This window comes from Enterovibrio sp. FF113, assembly GCF_041439165.1.
Lineage (GTDB): Bacteria > Pseudomonadota > Gammaproteobacteria > Enterobacterales > Vibrionaceae > Enterovibrio > Enterovibrio norvegicus_A.
In genome coordinates this window covers 38,680-60,249 of the sequence record NZ_JBGONO010000001.1, presented here as the reverse complement: position 1 = coordinate 60,249, position 21,570 = coordinate 38,680, and the positions used below count along the sequence as shown (strand labels likewise).

Sequence of the window (21,570 nt, the reverse complement as noted above, 5' to 3'; positions counted from 1 at the left end):
GCGTTAAGGTTATTCGGGTATTTACGGTCACAGAGCCTATATCGGGAAGGCGTTACACGTTCTCTTTCATTGATTTAACGTGTCCTTCATCGAGATGGACGACAGAGAGGAGATCTTCGCCTGTCACGTCGAATGCTTGGCCGAAGCCTTTTACATAACGCCCAATAACAGGGTTCAAGCGGTAAAGGCGGAAATCACCCAATTGGCTGAGGTTATCGATCATCTCACCAAGACGCGTTTGCATGACATCAACGCCTTGCTTCCAGTGATCAGATTCACGCTCGATCAGTTCTGCGTTAGTATCGAAAGACAAACGACGACGGGCGAAAATAGAGCGCGCTTCACCTTCATCTTCAATCATCATGATCGACACCGCTTTGCTGTTTTTCAGGTTCTGACCGTGAGTCGCCAAATCACTAACAAGGATGTAATAGCCTTTTTCTGAAAAGGCAAAAGGGGCATAGCTAGTGTGTGGTTTGCCATCTTTGTCTACCGTGCCCAGTTGCAACGTTTTGCGGGCGTCTCGGAACGCTTGAATTTCTGGTCCCAAACGGTTTTGTAGACGTTCTGCTTTATCAATCATTTTGCCAACTCCTGTTTCATGGCGTTAAACAGTTCAATTTGCTCAGGGAATAACTGACGCTTCTTGTCGCGACCCAAGTAAATTTTAAATACACAGTGGCCAGTGCTATCAAAGAAACCAATGTAATGGCTTTCAGACCCACGGAATGGTTTGCTGACGAAGACGATGTCAGACACGAGATCCAATCGAAGGTGACCGTGTAACTGACCTTCTTTGCCCATCAAGTTGTAATAGCCGTGAGCAAATTTACCTTTAGGAAACGGCGCCTTAAATTCAAAAACCGAACCGCCAGAGTGAACAATGGTGGTCACTTTTCCCCATTTAGGCATGACTTCTAAAATGCCCTGACTCAACTCACCCTCTGCGCGCGCAATCATTTCTTGTGGCAGCGCCAAGGTGATTTCGCCTTCCGTCAGTTTCAGGCTTTCCACCATATTTGAAACAGGGGTATGCACATCTTCGGCAAGATAGTCTGCGACGCGTTGTTTGGCTTCTGACGTGACGATAATCGCTTGTTGCATGGTAAATACTGCTCCTATGCCGCGACGTGTGTCGCTTCGTTCTTAATAACGTTTGAATTGCCCGTAGGCGTATTGCTTTGTAATACTTCAATCAGGTTTTGAGCCAAGGTGACTGCCCAGAACTGCCCAGCTAATGTCAGGCTGACATACCCGCCACCAGCGACTGACACAACCTCAATTCCCGTATCCGACGCTGCTTCATCACCTCTTTCAAGGTAGACCAAGCCGTTTCGCTCCCATGCATTAAACAAAGGAATTAACGCCTCAAAGGTACCGATGCCGGCAACACGATCAAGTTTGCTTTGTGCGAGTACACCCGCATCAAATCCCGATTTCACTTCTGCGGCGACTGCGCGATTTGAAGGTGCCATCGTCAACATAGTGACAGGGTAACGCCTTTCTGATATCGCCGACTTGTAAGTGTCCATATCGCGAGTTTGCATCATTTGGCAGCCATTGACGTTGCCGCCAGCGCCAGCGCCAAGCGGCATAATTTCCGCCGTGGTTTTGGCCAATGAGTTATAAATGCTTCGTTCTCGGTTATCCGACGCCCAATGGTTTACGCTAAGACGTTTTTGATGATGACGGGCCATAAATTTCACGCCCATGTCGAACATGGTCGCTTTCATTTGCGTGTCAGCGGGATGAGGTAATTTGCCTTGCTCAACCATTTTGGCCATGGGTAGACCTTGCATCTCAATCAACTGATACAAATCAACACCGTGAGCACCGGACTCCATATAGTCCTGCAAATCTTGTTGCCAAACGTCGAGCGTTTGATACGGGAGGCCGTAAAGCAGGTCCAGAACAATGGGAGCGGCGTTATAGGACACCAAGGTTTGAATGGTTTTCAGCACGTCTTCACGATCATCAAGACGTTTTGCGCTTCTGCGAACATGAGAATTAAAACTCTGAACGCCAAAAGAGAAGCGATTCACCCCAGCGTCCAGCGCCGCTTCAAATTTGTCGAGACCAAACCGGTTAACACGCCCTTCAAGAGTGATTTCACAATCAGGTGTCAATGGGAATTGGCTGCGAATATCAGAAACGATCGTGTGAATCTGTTTAGCGGATAAATCGGTTGGTGTTCCACCACCAATATATACCGCCTGAAACGGTGCTGCTTGTGTCCATGTTTGTGATGCTTTCCATCGAATTTCTTCACGTAGCGCCGCAACGTAACCTTCAATCAATGAGGAACTGGAAGCGTATTGAAAGAAATTGCAGTAAGTGCAACGCACGCGACAAAATGGAATGTGGATATACAGGCAACGCGGTGCAAGGGTATTGGCTGGCGCTAAGGCGTGCGCCTCTTCAAGGGAAATTTGAATGTCTTCCCCTTTCACTGAGTGCATCATGCCGCCAGCATGAGGACTTTTTTTGCGTGAGAATGCAAAACGGAGCGGATCTGGGGTTTGCTGACCCACCAGTTCTACATTGTGTAAATCAAAATTCATCGCCAGAAACGACCTTCTAAAGGCAACAGTGCCACACAACGGCCTGCTTTCAATTCGAATACATCATATTCATATCAAATGATAATGCAACTGATAATTGATCTCATTGCCATTTCATGCATAATGCACACAGAATTAATCGTTTTCACGAAGTAGGAGAGAAAGTGTGAACGTTCGACGGTACGTTGTGTGTGGTGTCGTTTCAGTTGCGCTGCATAGTTTGGCCCTTTCGGCTCAGCAACCTCCACCACCCCAGTTTGCAATTAGCGATGCCCATGCAGGTAGTCGTGTAGCTATCCAACTTGTTGCTGCTCACCTGCCACCGCCAGAGCCTATCGCGGAAAAAAGCACTGATGAGAAAGTAGAAAAGGAAAGCGAGCCTAAAGACAGGAATAGCAAACCTGTTGAAAAACGTTCGGTCGTGGAAAACCCGAAGATTGAAAAGCCAAAGATTGAAAAGCCAGTTGTCGATAAGCCTAACTTGGATAAGCCAATCGCTAAAAAGCCCAAGACGATAGAACCTAAACCCGTTCAAAAAAAGATATCTAAGCCTGCAGACAACGCTAAGCCTATCGAAAAAATCAAGCCCATCGAGAAGCCTAAGAAACAAGCTACAGACAACAAGCAAATAGACACCCGCGCTAATGCACAGATGAATCAAGCCAAAGACAGTGCGCCAGTGATGGTTGAACGGCCGCAGTTTAAAGTTCGCCCATCTCAGCCTGCCTATCCACGTATGGCTATGCGAAAAGGCATGCAAGGTAATGTATTAATTGAAGTATGGCTCGATGAAGGTGGCAAACAAATCAAACAAGCATTGGTGAAAAGCTCGGGCTTTGACCTGCTTGATAGTGCCGCCATGAGCGCGGTGAAAAAGTGGCGATTTCAAAGCCACACAGTTAACGGTGTTGCATTAGCACACCGAGTCAGAATTCCTGTTCGTTTTAATTTGGATTAACCATGTTGGATTTACACTTTTTCTCATCCATTCACGCTCAGCTGGGCATCATGACTTGGCCGTTGACTATTCTCTCCGCGCTGATGCTGATGCTGATTGTCGAGCGCCTAATTTTCGTGGCTCTCAACACAAAAACCCACAGTCGAAGTCTTCAAAAAGAGATCTACACCCTTTCACTGACAAACGACGACGAGCTCAATCGCTACGTCGAAAACCATCAACAAGAAAAAAGCACCTTATCACAAGGGCTTTGTATGTTGATTAGCCATCGTCAATTTACTAAATCGCTTCGCGAAGAAGCCGTTAGTATTTGGCTTCAAAAAAAGCGCCGACAATTTACCTCGGGCCTCAAATTACTGAACGTGATTGGCGTACTTAGCCCTTTGATTGGCCTTTTAGGTACCGTTATCGGTTTGATTGAGATGTTCAAAGGCCTTTCCGCTACTCAAGGCGGCATCTCTCCCGCAGAGCTTGCAGATGGTCTAGGTTTGGCCATGTCCACCACCGCGGCTGGTCTCCTGATCGCCCTTCCCGCCATAGCTGCATCTCAGTTATTTAGCCTTTGGGCAGACCGTACATTGGCGAAAATAGAATACGTGCTTAACCATTTCAATTTACATCTTGCTGGTGTGTCTTTTGATGAAAGTGAGATGTGTTGCGCCAAAGTGACCCGTTGCCCGCCGACTTGCTCAAGCCAAGTTTCTGCACGAAATACCGTTTCGGATGACGCCGCATGATTCAATCACGTCCTGACAACGAAATAAGCACGTTTACGCCCGACCTGACGCCGCTGCTCGACATCATTTTTATTGTGATGGTGTTTCTATTGCTGACCGCCAACGTGGAATTCAAAAGCATGGAAATCGCTATTCCACAAACCAACGACAGCGCCGTGTTGGATTCCCCTAATCAAAATGTCATTGCCATCAATATATTAGCGGGCTCTCCCGCGTGGGCAATTCAAGGCATACCAATGGATAACTGGGAAGCGTTCACGAGCGCCCTATTAGACGCAATAAAGGCAAATCCAGATAAAACCGTGGTCATAGCCGCAGATAAAACGGCAGATGTACAAAGCATGCTCAAAGTGCTGGCCTTTATGCAAAACAACAAAATCACTGCCACTAACATTGTGATGGAAGAAGAATGAAAACGAATACATCAATTAAAGCGCTCTCATTAACTCTTTGTATGTTGATCAGCCCTCTTTCTATGGCAGCAGACAAAGAGACGCGCATTATTAGCGCAGGTTCAACCGTGACAGAGTTGCTCTTCGCACTCGGTGCTGACAATAAAGTGGTCGCTGTCGATTTAACCAGTCGCCACTATCTCGATCAACGAGACATTCCAGTGTTGGGCTATCACAGACAACTCGCCGCGGAAGGTCTTCTTGCACTCAGCCCTACTCACTTACTTGGTTCACCAGATATGGGACCTGATTCAACATTGCAACTGCTTAAGCAAGCAGGTGTCACCGTTGAAGCCTTGCCAACAGGCAATTCCATTGACGCATTTCATGACCGTGTCGATACCATTGCGCAAATCACCGATACACAGCAACAAGGTGAGCTTATTAAAAAGCAGGTTGAAGAAAGAATCGGCGCGTTGAATGCACAACAACCCGTTAACGCACCTTCGGTTCTATTTATGATGCTCTCGGATGGTAGGCCTGTGACAGTGGCTGGCGATCAAACCACCGTCAATACCGTTATCCAATTGGCTGGCGGCAACAATCCAGCCGCAAAAGAAAGCACCAGCTACAAACCCCTTTCAGCGGAAGCTATCGTGACGATGCAACCAGACTACATATTGGTGTCGGATCGCACATTGGAACAAGTTGGTGGCATGGATGGGATGCTAAAGCAACAACCTCTGCTTGCCGCTACCCCGGCGTTTCAAAACAACAAGGTGATTCCTATCCGTGGTCACGCGATTTTGGGCGGGTTTGGATTAGCAAGCCTTGAGTTGGCAACGTCGCTTAATACCCGTTTTAACAACGATAACTAACACGCAGCGGAAATAACGGAATACAGAATGAACGAGTTAATGACGCGTCGCGTACCTGTTCGATGGATGCTGCTATTTGCTACCATCTTGCTATACACCGCCATGGTGAGTTCCATCACACTGGGCCCAATGGACATCAGTATCACGGATAGCCTAAAAGCCTTACTCCCAATAAAAGCAGACCTGCCAAATTATGTCAGCGTTATCATTCAGCAAGTGCGCTTACCTAGAACCCTGTTAGCCATTGCCATTGGTGGCATTTTGGCTATCTGTGGTGCTGTGATGCAGGGGCTTTTCAGAAACCCACTGGCTGACCCAGGTATTATTGGCGTGTCCGCTGGTGCTTCATTAGGCGCAGCGATTGCCATCGTGTTGTTTGGTGGAGTCATTGGACACACCGCCTTTCTAACAATGGGTACGGTTCCTCTGTTTGCATTTCTCGGCGGCGCGGCGGCCACTTTCGCCATTTACTACTTGGGCACAAACAGCAACGGCACTTCCGTCACGATAATGTTGCTGGCTGGCGTAGCACTGGGCGCAATTGCTGGTGCGGGAATGGGGCTGCTTAACTATTTTGCTGATGATCAGGCGCTGCGTGATTTATCACTATGGACCATGGGATCGTTAGCAGGTGCATCGTGGGATGCGATCATTCTGGCCTATGTTTCGTTGTTTGTACTGGCATTTTTCTATCAACGAAACGCCAAAAAACTCAATGCGCTATTACTCGGTGAAGCAGAAGCGCGTCACATGGGCATCAATGTACAGGCATTAAAGCGCCAGCTGATCCTACTCACTGCTGCTGGCGTCGGTATCACCGTCGCGCTGTCAGGGATGATTGGTTTTATCGGCCTCGTTGTGCCACATATCGCGCGCATGTTGACGGGACCTGACCATCGAACCTTGCTGCCTGTTTCGCTGGTGCTTGGTGGCCTTATTTTGCTGGTCTCAGACATGATTGCACGAACCATTGTGGCACCTTTGGAAATCCCCGTGGGGATTATCACTGCAGCCATCGGGGCCCCCTTCTTCTTAGCGCTATTGCTAAAACAACGAGGACGACTGGCGTAATGAGTATTGAAATCAAACACGCTTCGCTCTCAATGGGCAACAAAGTCCTCCTCGATGATGTTAGCGTTCGGTTTAACAGCGGCGAACTGACCATTATTCTTGGTCCCAATGGCACGGGTAAAAGCAGCTTACTAAGACTGCTCAGTCGAGAATGGCCGTGCAATGGCGAGCTTAAATTCTATGACAAACCCGCGCCTGAATGGAAACCTAAAACTCTGGCGCAGTCTGTCGGTATCTTGCCGCAATCTAGCAGCTTAACGTTTGGCTTTACCGTTAGAGAAGTCGTTGAACTCGGTGGGTTAGCGTTGAGCGTACCGCAGCGAGAGATTAACAACATTGCGACTGCCAATATGACGCAAACCGATGTTCTCCATCTTGAAGACCGCCTGTACCCAAGTCTCTCTGGCGGTGAAAAACAACGGGTGCACCTCGCACGCGTATTAACACAAGTATCCAGAGCAGCAAGAAGCACAGTACTGATGTTGGATGAACCCACATCAGCATTGGATATCGGCCACCAACACAAGACATTACGTCTGGCAAAGCAACTAGCCAACGAGGGATCTGCCGTGATCGCCGTGATCCACGACCTTAATCTGGCATCACAGTACGCCGACCGCGTCATCATGCTAAATAATGGTAAAATAGTGGCGGACGGAGCCCCGGAAGCTGTCTTAACCTCGACCAACATTGAAGCGGTTTATGGCTGGCCTGTTCAAGTTATCCCCCACCCTGAACAGAACTATCCAGTGATCTTGGCCTAAACGGTTAACGTCCCACACCAAACCTATTTAAACGCTCCCTTGTGGAGCGTTTTTTGTTTAGTAACAATTCTTCACCCACAGAAACCAAAACATGGCTAAATTTTTGGTATGGCGCAGTTTTGCTACGACATCACTGTTTAACGATACTACGCTGTAGAAAAAGCGATATAACGCTTAGAGTCATTCTGTATTAAGTCACTTAAGTGTCTTGGTATAAACAGTCTTACTCTCTGAGCATCAACCAAAACAAGGGTCTTATAATGATTCGTACGGGTATTGTTGGCTTTGGCTTTTCTGCACAAACCTTTCATCTGCCGTTTCTCTCTGTCCTGCCCGATTTTGAGCCTGTCGCGGTCGTGTCTTCTCAACAAGCACTTGTTGGTCAATTGCTACCGCAAGCTAGCTGTTATTCAAATATCGAAGCAATGCTGCGCGATGCTGACCTTGACCTTGTCGTTATCACAACCCCTAACGACACCCACTATGACTTTGCCAGACAAGCGCTAGAAGCGGATTGTCATGTTCTGTTAGAAAAACCCTTTGTAGTCAATAGCGGTCAAGGGTTAGATTTACTGCGTATATCCAATACGCGCGGTAAAATTCTGTGTCCTTACCAAAATCGACGTTGGGATGGCGACTTCCAGACCGTTAAATCACTCATTGATTCAGATGAGTTAGGTAAGGTTCGTGTGTTTGAATCGAATTTTGACCGATTCCGCCCTGAAGTGAAGCAACGTTGGCGCGAACAGCCTGGTGATGGCGCAGGTATTTTGTATGATTTAGGTTCACACCTTGTTGATCAGGCGCTTTTTCTATTTGGTGAGCCTTTGGCTATCACTGCTCATTGCAAAGCGATGCGCAATCAATCGAAAGCCACTGACTATTTTCACATGACCCTTCACTATTCAGACAAAGAAGTCATTCTCAATTCCAGTCCATTCCGATCGGGTAAAGGCGCACGATTTGTCGTTCAGGGTGATAAAGCGACCTTCTCTTGCTTTGGTTTAGACGTACAAGAACAACAGTTACGTGACGGTGTCACAGTGACATATTCAGAATTTGGCCGCCAACAGCACCAAGGCAAGCTAGAAATCGGTGACAACGTCACTGAAAAAGATATCGAACTCGAATACGGCTGCTATTCGGATCTCTTTGCACAGCTAGCAAGCGCAATTCTAAACGGCACACCTCCGCCAGTTGATACCTATGACGCAGTGAAGGTCATATACGCCTTGGAGCTTGCAGAGCACTCGTCTCAGGCTGGCAGAACAGAGCGCTGGGAGTTCTGATTTACCCTCTCGTGACTCAGTTATTCAGTTATTCCGTTATTCCGTTATTCACTAATGCCAGCGTGTTAGCTGGCATTGGTGAATCAATAAAATTTTAACCACTCTGCCATCTCTCTGGATGTCGAACCTTTCTCCTACCATTTTTTATCATGAGAGCAGTCATCGGTACTTCATAGTCCTCCCTTGGTTTTCCTCTACTTTGGCCATACGGTGCCTTAGATAGCCGAAATAAAGCAATGACCCATTTAATCAGCAAGAAGATGAGGATAAGCGCGGCAAAAACAGAGTTATTGACCCCGAACTAATAAGTTATAGTGCGTATAAGTTGAAAGATAGGAGGCGTCAGGTCGGATAATACATTTCAGATACAAAAAAGCCTGCACAAGGCAGGCTTCTATAGAATAAATCTAATACGTCAACTTTCTATGTTTACATCATACTCTTTGCAATCACGTAAACCAGCATGCCCGCAAGCAGCCAGAACACAGACATATTAAACTTACGCAATACAGCAAAACCGACCACCACTGCCACCATGTCGGCAATACCATGAACCGCTGACACCCAAACGGGCTGATAGAAAGCAGCAACAAGCAAGCCGACCACCGCAGCATTGATCAATACCACCGACCCTGCAAACTTATTGTGATTCATGACTTTTTGCCATACGGGTATCGCGGCAAACAGGAGCAATGCACCCGGCAAGAAAATGGCAACGGTAGCAATGACACTGCCGATCACAGGGTGAATACCATCCATCGATGCGCCAACGTAACTAGCAATCGTAAACATGGGCCCTGGAACGAGCTGCGCAGCTGCATAGCCTTCGACAAGTGCATCACCCGTTACTGCATCACCAATAAGGGGCTGCAGCAATGGCAACACGACATGGCCGCCACCAAACACAAAACTACCCGCTTGATAGAAATGGCTAAACATACTCACTAAGGGCGCACTGCTCAGGGTCGGCAATATTAGAAGTGCTGCAAAGACACCGAATAGAGCCAATGTTTGTAAGAGGCTCGTATCTATGTTCGCTTTGGCTTCGATAGACACTGGTTTACGGATAAACAACCAACCGAGTAAGCCAGCGACAACGATTGGCAATAACTGTGCAAGTAACCCTGACTGCCATAAAATCCAGCTTGCAGATCCCGCACAGACAATAAACGTGACGGCGTCACTAATAAACTTACGCGCCATTGTCCATATGGCGTCAGCGACAACGACTACGGCTAACAATTTGGCCGCAGAAATGAGTATGGTCAACCATGTCGCATCGCCAAGGCTTGCACTATACATAGCTGCGAGCGTCAACAATAAGAAAGATGGAAACGTGAAGCCAACGAATGCGGCAATCGCACCCAGATAACCTGCTCGGTGATAACCAATGAACATACCCAACTGACTGCTTGCAGGACCAGGTAAAAACTGGCACAAGCTCAGTGCCATTGAGAATTTCTCTTCTTCAATCCATTTGCGCTTATCCACGAATTCACGTTGGAAATAGCCAATGTGGGCAACAGGCCCGCCAAAACTCATACAACCAAGAACTAAGAAACGAATAAATACGTCAAGCATTACAGGTGTACCTCCATGATTGAGGCCGATTCTATCGGACTTCACCACATTAGTAGAAACAATTCATATCGATGATCACTATTAACCGCATCAATTAACTCACCGATACTCTGATCTGCCCGTCTAAATTTTGTTGCTTGGATCAGTAAGATCCGTTCTTTTTTTACATTTGTATGTAAGTGCACACTAACTAGTGTCATGGTTGTTTCCCCACGAAAACAATAAGATTTAATTATTTACAAAACAACCATTTAATCAACATTGAAAACCATGACTCTTAACTTGTACTGTGTGAAACCTAGTTACAAATGGCGATCTTAAGTCAACTTTTTTACAAAGTTGGATCAATAGTCCCTGTTCAAAGTTAATGACCCTTTTGCCTCAATCGCTCACGAAGATTAAAGTGAGCAGATAACAAGCATCGTCTTTTGTCAGTGGAAAATGCGCACTTCTGTGGAAACCATATGCGTGATTGTATTGAGCTGGTTTGTTATGGCTGTTTACCCTATTGGAAGAATTAGTCGCCATAGGTTCATCTGTACTACTCGCTTAATTCATGATGAGCTATCTACAATAACAACGTAAATTACGCCATGTGACACTGTCACTCGTTCAGTGCTCGTGAGTTGTGATACGCTATGCCCTTCTTCTCATAGACGAAATTTCCGCATGTTAGATAATCTTCAGCAAATGGTTATCCTCGCTACCGTCGCGCATGAGCAACATTTCACGCGTGCCGCTGAGTTTTTGGGGATATCTAAATCACAAGTCAGCAAGCAGATCCGCTATCTTGAGGAGCGTCTAGGCGTTCAACTTGTTCAACGAAATACGCGTTCGGTCGCGTTAACAGAAGCGGGTAAACAGTACGCCGCGTTTGGCCGACAGATTGTTGAAACGATGCAAGATGCGGAAGCGATGGTTGCGGGCTATCGAAACGAGATATCAGGCCGCTTGAAGATTGGTATTGCTCAATCATTTGGCAATGCACAGATCACTCGTTTGCTTTCAACATTTCAAGAAAAGTATCCCGCGCTAGAATTGGAAGTGCATTTATTTGACCACCGCCCAAACTTGGTCGAAGACGGTTTTGATTGTTGGCTAGCTATTCATGAACATCCACCTGAAGGTATGGTGGCGCGTAAATTAGGGGATTGTCAGTTCAAGATTGTCGCCTCTTCCTCGTATTTGAACACGCATGGCGAGCCGAAAAATCCTGCTGAACTGAGAGAACACAACTGTATTACGTATCAGAGTGTTCAACGTACTTACGATCAGTGGCTATTTCAAAAAGATGGAAGCGAACAATCTGTCACCATTCGCGGTACGTATCGGATCAATAACGCACCCGCGGTTTTAGAGGCTGCAAAGTCGGGTGTCGGCATCGCCTATATCGCAACATATTTGCTGAATGACGAAATCGAATCTGGTCAGTTGAAAGTATTGATGCCTAGTTGGAAGCCGACGCTCAAATTACCCGTTTATGTTGTGTATCCAAGAAGGGAGTTCTTAGCGCCGAAGGTGAGGCATTTTGTTGATTTTCTTGCGGAGAACATCGACGTGACAAACAATCAACGCTCGTCATTTTAGTCTTTAACAGGCTAAAAGTCAGAGCGCTATGATCGAACAAGATTGTACGTGCAGATAAAACAAAAAGGAGTGACAACGTCACTCCTTTTTTTTATTATTTTTCTCGTAAGTATCTTATATTATTGGTATTTTTACTGAGCATCCACTTTCTTGTCTGTTGGCATCGCATACATGGATGTCACAATCTGCGCCACACCCTCAGGCAAAGAAGATATCTTACTGTCAAAAAGTGCGCGATCACTGTCAGTTATCGACGAATGATCTTTGCCAGCTGCAATATAATTCGACGGGAACAGATGATAATTTTGATAAATCTGACGGTCGATTTCAGCAGCGAGGGCAACCGGTGTTTCGAACTCATTCCCAATAACGTCACCAAACGATACGTGGATACGACGTTTTTGTCCGACGATCCCTTGAACAATGCTTTCAATGTCTTCGAACTCACCTTTCTCATAACCACCATCTTCTTGCTTTCGGTAAAGCTCATTGGCTTTAGCAGCATCACAGGGATCGTTTTCATAAGAGATCGTAACAGGGACAATACGCAATGATGCGATGTAATCAGCAAAAGGGATCTTTTCGCGACGCCCTTCTACGTGAAACATTTTCAAAATAGCAGGATCAGTTTTGTCGTTTCCATCTTTGGCACGACCTTCTTTTTGTGCAATCCACACTGATTGATTTTCATCGATCGAATGTTTGATATAAGCAGACAGTTGTCCCAGAGCCTTCATCATTTCACGTGGCCCTTTGGCCGAACGCTTAACAATAAAACTCTTGTTCAACTTCATCAATTCGGTGGCGCAAGGCTTTTTCAGCAAATTGTCGCCAATGGCGATTCTTAACGTATCAAAGCCTTGGGTGTGAAGACACCAGTTTACCATTGCCGGATCCATCGCAATATCACGGTGGTTTGAGACATACAGATAGCTTTGATTAGGGTCAAGTTTATCTACGCCACTCGTCGTGAATCCTTCCGATGAATTTTTGATCATAGATTGCATGTAGCTCGATACATTCAATTGAACATCACGAACCGAGTTGATTTTTCGCCATTTAGCGCGAAGGTATAATTTCATGAGCGGTTTTAGTAACCACCCGATAGTCCCAGACAGTCGGGAGAAACGATATTTGAGGATAGCCGAAATGAATTCGTCATCATTAACCAGGCGCTCAATGGCTGCCGGAACTTCATCATCGCGATAAGGGCGAATTTCTAAAAACGGATCGTTAGTTTGTGGCACGAGACTCTACTTACTCCGATAAAAACTGCGACATTTTACGCGCTTATAAGAATTCGAACATGGTTTTGATCGTCATTCATGACAGGTTGGAGGTCATACCTCCCTCTCTACGAGTCAGATCGTAACAAATTGATTATTTATCGCTCAAGAAGATACTCACAGCTTGATCTAGTTAACAAAACAAAAGAGTATGTGCGCGTCAGAACGAGAGAAAATTACTATGAAACAAGCTATCGAATTTAATCACTATCGTGCAGACACCATGATTATCGGTGCACGCAAGAAACAACACTATGCAAGTTACCTCCATGTACATAAAGGTACGGTATTAATACGCCTTGGTAAGGCTGAATTGCCCGTTTGCGCTAACCAAGGTTTCTGGCTACCGATTGACTGCCTCAATGCTGTTACCATCATGAAAGGCTCTCAAGTATCAACGCTAAACTTCTCTGTTCGTTCAACCGCTTTACTGTCTAATCAGGCTGGCTTTATTGAAAAATCGCCGTTGATCACTGGCATCATTGAGCAACTGCACGCTCGTCAAGAAAAAAGCAACGAAGATTGGGATGCACCATACGGTCGACTACTCCGTTGTGCTCGTGACTATTTAGCCACTTTAACACCCCATGATATTACCACGGACTCGTTCCGCCTATCGATGACATCGCTAGATGCTTTAGGCAACGGCAAAGCTTTGTCAGAAATCACGGGCAAAGCCTTGGAACACGCACTCGGTTTATCAACAGAAGACATTGCAGTTCAACTACGAGTGCGAGAGTGGGTGCGTCTATACAAATCGGGACGCTCAATTAAAAAGATAGCGCTAGCTGTGTCACTTTCTGAAACTGAAGTTGAACAACTACTGCGTCAAATAGCAGGTATCAGTTAAACGGCAGCTGCATTTGAAGTAAAAATTCGGTATCGCTATCCTCATGCCAACGCATATCAAATCGATACCGAGCATCACTGATTTTCGATTCCGTACTGAAACTAAAGTTCAAACCATGGTTCATAATCCAATCTTCGGTTGAACTCTCTTTAAATGAAAGTCCTTGGTATTCCTCAGGCTTCCATATACCAAAACCATAGAATGTAGTGCCACTGGAAGTCGTTAGATATTGAGGAACATCTAAATCATACTTCCAACCATCCCAAATTGATGGCAGTGGGATATCTTCCACTGTCCATTCAATCACACTTCTTTCATATGACTGAGAAAAGTGAACGTTATACGCCCCTCCATTCTTCAATGTATCGGCTTTCGGTGCTTGTTGTTCAAGGTAAGCAGCATATAAGAGTGACGGTGTCACTAACAGCCCTAAAGCGACACTTATTTGTTTTATTATCTGAGTCACAGTCAACACATAATCCTACAAGGTAGTTAGTCCAGGAGACAAAAAGAAAGGCATCTCCAAATTGGAATTGTTTTTATATTTTTTGTTTCATTGCAAAGATGAAGGCCTGCGGTTTGTCAGTCTTGACCTCTTCGCTTTATTCCATCGCGCCAAAATCAATCTTTGTCATATTCGCTGCCACCGTTGGCGTTGTCAGGTCTGAAATATCTATATCTTGTTCGAGTCTTTTCCTGATCTCCGTACTTCTCACCGGCACACTTTCAGGGCATGCCAGCACGCTCCAGCGCTTTAGGATATCTTGAGAGCGATAGAATTTTGCAAAGCTTAAAAAATTGTCAGGCCCCAGTACGAAGGTGAGATCAGAATTGGGATATTGCTTCTGAATATGGTTCAGCAACGCCCACGTTGTCACTGCACCTTCTTCACCCAGGCTTTTTTCATCTAAATAAATGTCTAGATTTGAACAACCCGCATCTTCAATGAACCCTTTCACCCATTGGCAACGTTTGGTGAAATCTGCCATCTTTTTTCCCCAAGCATGTGAATAACTTGGAACAAGCAACACCTTGTCGTAATGCGCTAGTCGTTGCACCACACTTAGATGACCAAGACTGGGAGGATTGAATGCACTACCAAAAATGGCAATTTTTTGATGTAAGTCCGTATTGACCATTATTAATCGTTTTTTGACAATGAGTTACATATAGATACTGAATCAGGCTGTAAGGTTCAATCTATTTCTCACAAAAGCATCACTAAGTGGGCAATAAAGCAACATCGGCATCATACTGCTCAAGCGTGGTCATTCGGGTAGATCAATCTCATGGCATAAAACGTACTTATTTCAACCAATAGGGCTTTATCTCAATGAATGTTCATGATTTTGGCATCGAGATATTGCAGAATAGAGTAAAAGAGAAAATGAGGAATCCCGCGAAATGGAACAAGCTATCCGCGCAGAGATGCGAGTACTGCCAACTATCGATGCAGAATTCGAAATACAACGTCGTGTTAACTTCATTAAGAAACGCTTGGTCGATTCAAGAACCCAATCCTTGGTGCTAGGCATCAGCGGCGGCGTTGATTCTTCAACCTGCGGACGTTTGGCTCAACTTGCTGTTGAGCAGCTGAATCAAGAAACAGGCACCAATGACTATCAGTTTATTGCCGTGCGTTTACCTTATGGGGTTCAACAAGACGAAGATGAAGCACAACTTGCGCTGAGTTTCATTCGCCCTACCCATTCTGTTAGCGTTAATATCAAAGACGGTGTTGATGGGATGCATTCAGCCACACTGGCAGCACTCGAAAATACAGGACTGACGCCAACTAACAACGCAAAAATCGACTTCGTGAAAGGCAATGTTAAGGCACGCGCTCGCATGGTCGCACAGTACGAAATCGCAGGTATGGTCGGCGGGCTTGTATTGGGAACGGATCATTCGGCAGAAAACATTACAGGCTTCTATACCAAGTTTGGTGATGGAGCCTGCGATCTTGCCCCGCTTTTTGGTTTGAATAAGCGTCAAGTTCGCCAACTTGCAGCCCAACTGGGTGCACCAGATCTGCTCGTGGTTAAAACACCAACGGCAGATTTGGAAGAACTGGCGCCTCAGAAAGCCGATGAAGATGCGCTTGAGCTCACCTATGACGAGATTGATGATTTCTTGGAAGGCAAAGACGTGTCAGATCGCGTTAAAGAAAGACTTGTTCATATCTATACAGTGACTCAACACAAGCGTCAGCCTATCCCTACGATTTACGACGACGAATAATTTCTAATTCGACTTCATAGATAAAAAACGCGCCTATCTTGGGCGCGTTTTTGTTTCGGAAAATAAAAACCAAAACAGCATTCGGTATAACGTGTTTTTAGTACCGTCCTATTTTGTCTCCAACCTCAATCAACATATCTAACTCCCACCAGATCATCTCACACAGTCCATGTCGGTATGTCGCTTTACGAAACTCAGCATGCTCTGATCGATACATTTTGTATTTTTCATGATGAAAGAGGCGGCAAGCTTTAACATTGGCAAGCCTGTCACACGATTTTACGATAAGTGCAAGACGTGCGGCTTCACTGGATTCATCAAGCTGGATGAGTCTTTGATGAAGTTGATGCTTTTTACTTTTTCGATCGCCACCCATGGGATCGGTGACATAGCTGACAGACAATCCAATCATGCCGCCAAACTCGACGACGAGCTCATCAACACTTGTTGTAGTGTCTTCGAGTATATCGTGCAACTGGGCAATGATCATGGCGTTGATACCGAAAGGCTGTGCAAGCCTTTCAACATCATCGAGGTGCACAGAATAGGGGAATTCACCATAACGCTGCCCTTCATGTCGGGCTCTGGCAAATGTTCTAGCTAGCAGTAAACGATCATTCAAGGCGATACCTAATATGTTGCACGTGAACTGTAAATAGCCTTACAAATTCAACGTGATTCAATATATGTATAGATTACCGCTAGAAAACAAAAAGAAAAACGGCCAATTATTGGCCGCTTTCACATTAATCATCTTTTTTTGATGCTTCGCGTTCTCGGATCTCGTTTGCCACAATCATAATGGCTTCTCCGCTGCTCATGCCTTGCGCCATCAGTGCATGAATACGATCAGCAGCAACTTGTTGCTCTGCGTGCGTTAATGTAGGCGAAAAGTTCATACGCGACCTCAAATTCTTACGATAAGAAGTCGCGTATTCTACTGCCCAGCGGGGATAATGTCACCTTAGAAGGTGAATGCCAACTGTGCAGAGGCACCATAACTGTTCTCATCAATAATCTGAGCAGCTATATCAAAGTGTACTGTATTGAAAGGCGACAAGCCGAGACCTAACGTCACGGTGCCGTCCAGGGTATCTTCCATGTCTTGAATATACCCAGCTCGTACCTGAGCCCATCCCCACGCGTTAAATTCCGTCCCTAAGCGAACCAACTGCGTATTATCTTTTATCTCTGGTCCACTTGGTGCTGAGAAGCGTTTTTGCTCATTCAAATCAATATCTAGTGCTAACGTGAATAAATCAGTAACAAATGCCCCACCCACTGTGTAAAGTGGCGCGATCTCATACGTATATTCACGCGTATAGAGTACCGTCTTAATGTCTTGTGCAATCAGATTTTTTGCTGCAAAGCCAACACGAAATGGCCCTGTTTGCCACGCTGCGCCCAAATCCACATTGAACACGCTTTCTTCTGTTTGATTGGCATCTGAATCCCAATCATCAGCATCAAAATCATCAATCGAGACTTCGTAGTGATACGTATAATACTTCTGCGATTTCGGGGTGATACCTAGCGCAATACGTTGGCCAGCAAGTTCGACATTCCCCCCCAACGCTAGCCCAACATCAACCACTGCAAATGCCAACACACGAGCTTTTGACGTTAATGTTGGCGCTGAGCCTAATCCGACATTTTCAATGGCTGAAATATCAGCATCTTCCACTTCGGGCATGATTATGGCTTCGGTGTAGCCTTTAACATAAAAGTTACCCGATATGGTCGATGTGGGCACGGCTATCGCACCACCAAATCCGCCACTAACATAAGCCACTTTGTTTTGGAGATTTTCAAGGGCATTGGCCGTTGCCGTGACATTGTCAGGGTTTTGAGGATTATTTGAAAAACTATCAAATACACCACTGAAGTCTTCCAAGGCATCGACAAGATCATCAGGATCGCGATACTGAATACCGATGACCGGAAACAGTACTCCAAATGCGGAATCTGGCTCTAACGCTACCAATGCTGGGTTATGAAAACCAGCAGTGAGGTAGCTTGCTGCTGCTGTGCCTGCGCCACCCATTGCATCAATACGAGGATCAATACTGTAATTTGCTGCAAGTGAAGGTAAAGAAACCATGGCCAAACTGACTGCGAGTAAGCTTTTCTTCATAACATGAATTCCATTTCTGATCATCAAAGGTCAGGAGACTTAAGCACATATCAATGACACGCTGTCTCTCTGTTTGTTTACAATCATGATCTTAGTCGACGATAAGTATCAACTTGGAGACACATTTTAAAGGTGTGACATCACTCATGTGTATGAGCGAAATAGGTGCAGAAAATAGTAGGGATATTCGCAAATAGCCTCAACGACGACTTACTTAACGTCTTTGTTTAATGACAGTTCTTTTAAATCAATATCGGGTAAATCAATTGATCGAGCAATGCGTTGAACATCTTCAAATAAAATAGCTCCCTGCCAACGCCGTTCTATCAACGCCACTGAAAACCAATACTGTCCATTAGGTACATCTATCACCGGCAACGATGTAGGCAAGTTTTTGTCTTTATCTTCTGACCAAATGGGGGCATCTTCCACGCCAGTTTGCTGATAAAGATTCATCGAGAGAAATGGACGCGGGCAAGTGCTCTTGAGATCTATCCTTGGCGCAATACGCCAGCTTCTGCTGTCTTTCCAACTGATCTTTTGAATCGGCTCAGGTTGAGCAATAAGCACCCATGATGACCAAGCCTCTCCTTCTTTAGAAGTGAGGTCGAGCTTGTAAAGACCCGCAGGAACAGCGCCGGCTACCGCTTCAAACTCCAACTTGAATTGGTTTTCGTTTTCCTCTGTCAGTTCTGAAAGAATCAACGATTGATTGGGCCATTCCGCAAATGAAAGGCTGGCTATCCCTTGGTTGGAGTTGCCATAAATGGAGAACTGATAGTAAACACGGTTAGGGGTTTGAACTGTTTCACGACGAATCACCATACTTTCCAGCCAGCTAGGCAAAGATAAGGTGCTCAAACTTCTTCCACAGTCTTCACTGATCGCCAAAGACAGTAATTCAGTCAGATGACGATGCTCAGTACTGGTCTTTTCTTGTTGCCATGCTTCCACCATCGCATCAAAACTTTCTGCGGTATTTCCTTCCAACAAGCGTTGATGAGCCGATGTCAGCGCATCCGATCCACTAAACCATGCACAGACACCTTTCAGGGGCAGCGCCATCATGACGAAAAGAAATACCGCGCGAACCATTATTGCACTTTCATCCTATATCCCACACCGCGAAGTGTTTCGATATCAATTTCAGGTAGCTTTTGGCGAAGCTGAAGGACATGAGTGTCTACCGTACGCGTCGTCGGGTAGTGGTTGTAGCCCCACACTTGATCCAACAGTTCGTCACGCGTAAATACACGTCCCGCATTTCTCGCTAGAAACGCCAAAAGGTCGAATTCCGTTCGTGTCAAAATCACTTCGTTATTTGAACAAATCACACCACGTGTTGACAGGTTGATACGCAGTTTACCCACGACGATATCGTCGGAATCAACATCGTCTTCTGATGCAGGTTTACGTAAATGCACGCGAATACGTGCCAATAACTCAGCCTCTGCAAATGGCTTTGTCATATAATCAGTCGCGCCGGAGTCAAGTCCTCCCACTCTGTCCCGCACTGACACCATTGCGGTTAACATGATCACAGGGACTTCTTTAATTTTTCGCCAATCCGGCAACCAATCCATTGAATCGCCTTCCGGCAATTGACGGTCCAAGACGACCAAATCAGCATCCGCCCACAATGCTTCTACTTTGCTTGCACAATCTGCGTACAAACATGTATATCCGTTTTGCTCAAGACTGGCCAATAGGCCATCTGCTAGGTTTGCGTCATCCTCAACGAGCAACAGAGTCGTTTGGGTCACAAGGTATCTCCAAAATAAACGTCGTTGGAGGGCCGATAAGTATTAATTGGCCCCCCATCCTTTCAATCATCGATTCAACAATTGTCAGTCCAAGCCCTAGGCCTTTCTCACTGACAAAAGGTTTACGTATTGTTTTCCAATCCTTCGCGGTTAACTGTCCCTGATCCTGTACTTGAATCTTCAGTAAACCATGACTGATTTCGGCATTCACCTTAACGGGTGCGATACCATATTTCTTTGCGTTGCTTATAAGGTTGTCTAGCGATGTCGTCAACCAATAAATGTTAACTGCAACACACCCATCTTCTTTGACAGCCAATTCAACATCACGTTCTTCACAAATGTAACCCAGCCACTCAGAAAGCGAAGGGATATCCTCTCGGACAAGCTGTTGCTGATTCGATTGCAAATAATCTTTGCTCGCTTCTGCCAATTGCTTGAGACGCATTGAGTCTTCACACAAACGCCGAAATTCATCATAAAGCGCTTCGGGGAGGCTATCGAACTTACGCCTGAAGCCTTCAACCGTCATAGACAGACTCGCAATCGGAGTGCGAAGTTCATGCGTCAAAATTTGCAGTACTAGCATGCGTTCTTGCATCAAGCGTCTTTTGACTGTCCAACGGTTGAATACCCAACCGGCTATCCACAAAAGGTTTATCACTGCCAATATGACAACAAGATTCGACCAATATGAGGGGGCTTGTTCTTGGTTCCAACAGACATTGCCTATACGAGACAAACAATACGCGTCGTTATCCGTTGGGGATGCTAACAAATCGCGTTTTTCAAGCAACGGAAGCCATACATCGATACCATAAATTTTGTATTGGCTGCCTTCGCGTAGCCATAGCTCTTCACCAGACAGGATTGATTCGGCCCCATCATTTAGCGCACTCACGCCGTTTTCAGGCATCCGTTGCAGACGCCCTAACAAAGTATCAGGCGGCGCAAGTAGGCGCTCTTTTATGTGAAAGAAGCGAAGAAGCTCATCTCTGCGTTCGGGGAATTTCTCGACGTACTTCGCCGCATAACTTCCCCCACCAGGGTGAATAAGATTCGATCGTGAAAACCAAACAGGTGGCAAGCGAGTGTTAAAACACAGCGCACGCGTGAAAACCAAAGGATCCGTAACCAATGGGCTAACAGGCCACGCGCCTTTGCATTTCTCAGAGGCTTGATAAAGTCGTTTCAAATCTTTCAGGGGGTAGTTTACGGACTGAGGCAATAAGCTGCCCGCTACCAATAGCGGCTTGGGATATTCGCTATGAACAGCATTCAATGTATACGCTGCCGCAGGTCGCTCTAATAAGAGTGATGACCTGAAAGCACCGAGTTGCTCAGGGAAAGATCCGTTGGCCAGTATATAAGGGCTGACAAAAGACAACATGATAAGTAGGAACGTACGCATTCGAAGAGAGTAGCATCAAAATATTACCAATTGTCAGTACTTTGTCAGAGTGAACGCTGCAAATAAA

At 45.8% G+C, this 21,570-nt stretch carries 23 protein-coding genes; 10 read left to right on the top strand and 13 right to left on the bottom strand.

Translation table 11 applies throughout. From position 1 onward, the window contains the following. Window positions 1-52 precede the first annotated feature (52 nt). From hutZ to hutW, 3 genes are read right to left on the bottom strand one after another with little or no spacing between them, the layout of a single operon-like run. The gene (gene hutZ / locus ACED36_RS00310) at window positions 53-583 is read right to left on the bottom strand and encodes a heme utilization protein HutZ (protein WP_016958732.1); all 531 of its coding nucleotides are present in this window, start codon (window positions 581-583) and stop codon (window positions 53-55) included. Next, complete coding sequence (gene hutX / locus ACED36_RS00305; protein ID WP_016958733.1) at window positions 580-1,104, bottom strand: heme utilization cystosolic carrier protein HutX; 525 nt, start codon at window positions 1,102-1,104, stop codon at window positions 580-582. The genes hutZ and hutX overlap by 4 nt, the downstream gene beginning before the upstream one ends. A 14-nt stretch (window positions 1,105-1,118) precedes the next feature. Then, window positions 1,119-2,561, bottom strand: a complete 1,443-nt coding sequence (gene hutW / locus ACED36_RS00300; protein ID WP_016958734.1) for a heme anaerobic degradation radical SAM methyltransferase ChuW/HutW — start codon at window positions 2,559-2,561, stop codon at window positions 1,119-1,121. A gap of 166 nt (window positions 2,562-2,727) precedes the next feature. Between hutW and ACED36_RS00295 the strand changes: the two genes are divergently transcribed. From ACED36_RS00295 to ACED36_RS00265, 7 genes are all read left to right on the top strand, one after another. Further along, complete coding sequence (locus tag ACED36_RS00295) at window positions 2,728-3,519, top strand: energy transducer TonB (RefSeq protein ID WP_016958735.1); 792 nt, start codon at window positions 2,728-2,730, stop codon at window positions 3,517-3,519. Between the two features lie 2 nt (window positions 3,520-3,521). Next, on the top strand, window positions 3,522-4,256 hold the full coding sequence (locus tag ACED36_RS00290; protein ID WP_016958736.1) for a MotA/TolQ/ExbB proton channel family protein: 735 nt from the start codon (window positions 3,522-3,524) through the stop codon (window positions 4,254-4,256). After that, on the top strand, window positions 4,253-4,669 hold the full coding sequence (locus tag ACED36_RS00285; protein ID WP_016958737.1) for a biopolymer transporter ExbD: 417 nt from the start codon (window positions 4,253-4,255) through the stop codon (window positions 4,667-4,669). The genes ACED36_RS00290 and ACED36_RS00285 overlap by 4 nt, the downstream gene beginning before the upstream one ends. Then, window positions 4,666-5,526, top strand: a complete 861-nt coding sequence (locus ACED36_RS00280; RefSeq protein WP_016958738.1) for a hemin ABC transporter substrate-binding protein — start codon at window positions 4,666-4,668, stop codon at window positions 5,524-5,526. The genes ACED36_RS00285 and ACED36_RS00280 overlap by 4 nt, the downstream gene beginning before the upstream one ends. A 27-nt stretch (window positions 5,527-5,553) precedes the next feature. After that, complete coding sequence (locus ACED36_RS00275) at window positions 5,554-6,597, top strand: iron ABC transporter permease (protein ID WP_016958739.1); 1,044 nt, start codon at window positions 5,554-5,556, stop codon at window positions 6,595-6,597. After that, window positions 6,597-7,361: a heme ABC transporter ATP-binding protein gene (locus ACED36_RS00270; protein WP_016958740.1), complete on the top strand. Its 765-nt coding sequence runs from the start codon at window positions 6,597-6,599 to the stop codon at window positions 7,359-7,361. The genes ACED36_RS00275 and ACED36_RS00270 overlap by 1 nt, the downstream gene beginning before the upstream one ends. A gap of 260 nt (window positions 7,362-7,621) precedes the next feature. Beyond that, window positions 7,622-8,650: a Gfo/Idh/MocA family oxidoreductase gene (locus ACED36_RS00265; RefSeq protein WP_016958741.1), complete on the top strand. Its 1,029-nt coding sequence runs from the start codon at window positions 7,622-7,624 to the stop codon at window positions 8,648-8,650. 429 nt (window positions 8,651-9,079) lie between these two features. On the opposite strand, the gene chrA is transcribed toward ACED36_RS00265, so the two are convergent. After that, window positions 9,080-10,231, bottom strand: a complete 1,152-nt coding sequence (gene chrA, locus ACED36_RS00260; RefSeq protein WP_371732541.1) for a chromate efflux transporter — start codon at window positions 10,229-10,231, stop codon at window positions 9,080-9,082. Between the two features lie 669 nt (window positions 10,232-10,900). On the opposite strand from chrA, the gene ACED36_RS00255 reads away from it, so the two are divergent. Continuing rightward, entirely contained in the window at window positions 10,901-11,818 is a 918-nt protein-coding gene (locus ACED36_RS00255; RefSeq protein ID WP_016958743.1) for a LysR family transcriptional regulator, read from the top strand. A gap of 131 nt (window positions 11,819-11,949) precedes the next feature. On the opposite strand, the gene ACED36_RS00250 is transcribed toward ACED36_RS00255, so the two are convergent. Beyond that, a complete protein-coding gene (locus ACED36_RS00250) occupies window positions 11,950-13,065 on the bottom strand; it encodes a 1-acyl-sn-glycerol-3-phosphate acyltransferase (RefSeq protein ID WP_016958744.1) in 1,116 nt (371 codons plus the stop codon). Between the two features lie 220 nt (window positions 13,066-13,285). On the opposite strand from ACED36_RS00250, the gene ACED36_RS00245 reads away from it, so the two are divergent. Then, window positions 13,286-13,954, top strand: coding sequence for a hypothetical protein (locus ACED36_RS00245; RefSeq protein WP_016958745.1), 669 nt, complete (start codon window positions 13,286-13,288; stop codon window positions 13,952-13,954). Here ACED36_RS00245 and ACED36_RS00240 read toward each other — a convergent pair. Beyond that, on the bottom strand, window positions 13,947-14,429 hold the full coding sequence (locus ACED36_RS00240; RefSeq protein WP_371732540.1) for a hypothetical protein: 483 nt from the start codon (window positions 14,427-14,429) through the stop codon (window positions 13,947-13,949). The two genes, ACED36_RS00245 and ACED36_RS00240, sit on opposite strands and share 8 nt — an antisense overlap. Window positions 14,430-14,556: 127 nt before the next feature. Next, entirely contained in the window at window positions 14,557-15,093 is a 537-nt protein-coding gene (locus ACED36_RS00235) for a nicotinate-nicotinamide nucleotide adenylyltransferase (protein ID WP_016958747.1), read from the bottom strand. 265 nt (window positions 15,094-15,358) lie between these two features. Between ACED36_RS00235 and nadE the strand changes: the two genes are divergently transcribed. Beyond that, window positions 15,359-16,195 carry an ammonia-dependent NAD(+) synthetase gene (nadE, locus tag ACED36_RS00230; RefSeq protein ID WP_016958748.1) on the top strand — a complete coding sequence of 279 codons (837 nt, stop codon included), beginning with the start codon at window positions 15,359-15,361 and terminating at the stop codon, window positions 16,193-16,195. Between the two features lie 97 nt (window positions 16,196-16,292). Here the strand turns inward: nadE and ACED36_RS00225 are convergent, their stop codons facing one another. From ACED36_RS00225 to ACED36_RS00200, 6 genes are all read right to left on the bottom strand, one after another. Next, on the bottom strand, window positions 16,293-16,817 hold the full coding sequence (locus ACED36_RS00225) for a phosphohydrolase (RefSeq protein ID WP_016958749.1): 525 nt from the start codon (window positions 16,815-16,817) through the stop codon (window positions 16,293-16,295). 124 nt (window positions 16,818-16,941) lie between these two features. After that, the gene (locus ACED36_RS00220) at window positions 16,942-17,094 is read right to left on the bottom strand and encodes a YoaH family protein (protein ID WP_016958750.1); all 153 of its coding nucleotides are present in this window, start codon (window positions 17,092-17,094) and stop codon (window positions 16,942-16,944) included. A 65-nt stretch (window positions 17,095-17,159) separates the two neighbouring features. After that, complete coding sequence (locus ACED36_RS00215) at window positions 17,160-18,329, bottom strand: conjugal transfer protein TraF (protein WP_016958751.1); 1,170 nt, start codon at window positions 18,327-18,329, stop codon at window positions 17,160-17,162. 210 nt (window positions 18,330-18,539) lie between these two features. Continuing rightward, window positions 18,540-19,424 carry a DUF2861 family protein gene (locus tag ACED36_RS00210; protein ID WP_016958752.1) on the bottom strand — a complete coding sequence of 295 codons (885 nt, stop codon included), beginning with the start codon at window positions 19,422-19,424 and terminating at the stop codon, window positions 18,540-18,542. Continuing rightward, the gene (locus ACED36_RS00205; RefSeq protein WP_016958753.1) at window positions 19,424-20,092 is read right to left on the bottom strand and encodes a response regulator transcription factor; all 669 of its coding nucleotides are present in this window, start codon (window positions 20,090-20,092) and stop codon (window positions 19,424-19,426) included. Before ACED36_RS00205 ends, ACED36_RS00210 begins: the two co-directional genes overlap by 1 nt. Next, entirely contained in the window at window positions 20,064-21,503 is a 1,440-nt protein-coding gene (locus tag ACED36_RS00200) for a DUF3404 domain-containing protein (protein WP_026023883.1), read from the bottom strand. The genes ACED36_RS00205 and ACED36_RS00200 overlap by 29 nt, the downstream gene beginning before the upstream one ends. Between the last annotated feature and the right edge of the window lie 67 nt (window positions 21,504-21,570).

Excerpts from the sequence above, each read along its gene's own strand:
- hutW (WP_016958734.1), bottom strand. The coding sequence starts at position 2,561 with ATGAATTTTGATTTACACAATGTAGAACTGGTGGGTCAGCAAACCCCA.
- ACED36_RS00280 (WP_016958738.1), top strand. The coding sequence starts at position 4,666 with ATGAAAACGAATACATCAATTAAAGCGCTCTCATTAACTCTTTGTATG.
- hutX (WP_016958733.1), bottom strand. The coding sequence starts at position 1,104 with ATGCAACAAGCGATTATCGTCACGTCAGAAGCCAAACAACGCGTCGCA.
- ACED36_RS00290 (WP_016958736.1), top strand. The coding sequence starts at position 3,522 with ATGTTGGATTTACACTTTTTCTCATCCATTCACGCTCAGCTGGGCATC.
- ACED36_RS00235 (WP_016958747.1), bottom strand. The coding sequence starts at position 15,093 with ATGGTCAATACGGACTTACATCAAAAAATTGCCATTTTTGGTAGTGCA.
- ACED36_RS00270 (WP_016958740.1), top strand. The coding sequence starts at position 6,597 with ATGAGTATTGAAATCAAACACGCTTCGCTCTCAATGGGCAACAAAGTC.
- ACED36_RS00255 (WP_016958743.1), top strand. The coding sequence starts at position 10,901 with ATGTTAGATAATCTTCAGCAAATGGTTATCCTCGCTACCGTCGCGCAT.
- ACED36_RS00285 (WP_016958737.1), top strand. The coding sequence starts at position 4,253 with ATGATTCAATCACGTCCTGACAACGAAATAAGCACGTTTACGCCCGAC.
- nadE (WP_016958748.1), top strand. The coding sequence starts at position 15,359 with ATGGAACAAGCTATCCGCGCAGAGATGCGAGTACTGCCAACTATCGAT.
- ACED36_RS00200 (WP_026023883.1), bottom strand. The coding sequence starts at position 21,503 with ATGCGTACGTTCCTACTTATCATGTTGTCTTTTGTCAGCCCTTATATA.
- chrA (WP_371732541.1), bottom strand. The coding sequence starts at position 10,231 with ATGCTTGACGTATTTATTCGTTTCTTAGTTCTTGGTTGTATGAGTTTT.
- ACED36_RS00265 (WP_016958741.1), top strand. The coding sequence starts at position 7,622 with ATGATTCGTACGGGTATTGTTGGCTTTGGCTTTTCTGCACAAACCTTT.
- ACED36_RS00245 (WP_016958745.1), top strand. The coding sequence starts at position 13,286 with ATGAAACAAGCTATCGAATTTAATCACTATCGTGCAGACACCATGATT.
- ACED36_RS00220 (WP_016958750.1), bottom strand. The coding sequence starts at position 17,094 with ATGAACTTTTCGCCTACATTAACGCACGCAGAGCAACAAGTTGCTGCT.
- hutZ (WP_016958732.1), bottom strand. The coding sequence starts at position 583 with ATGATTGATAAAGCAGAACGTCTACAAAACCGTTTGGGACCAGAAATT.
- ACED36_RS00275 (WP_016958739.1), top strand. The coding sequence starts at position 5,554 with ATGAACGAGTTAATGACGCGTCGCGTACCTGTTCGATGGATGCTGCTA.
- ACED36_RS00210 (WP_016958752.1), bottom strand. The coding sequence starts at position 19,424 with ATGGTTCGCGCGGTATTTCTTTTCGTCATGATGGCGCTGCCCCTGAAA.
- ACED36_RS00215 (WP_016958751.1), bottom strand. The coding sequence starts at position 18,329 with ATGAAGAAAAGCTTACTCGCAGTCAGTTTGGCCATGGTTTCTTTACCT.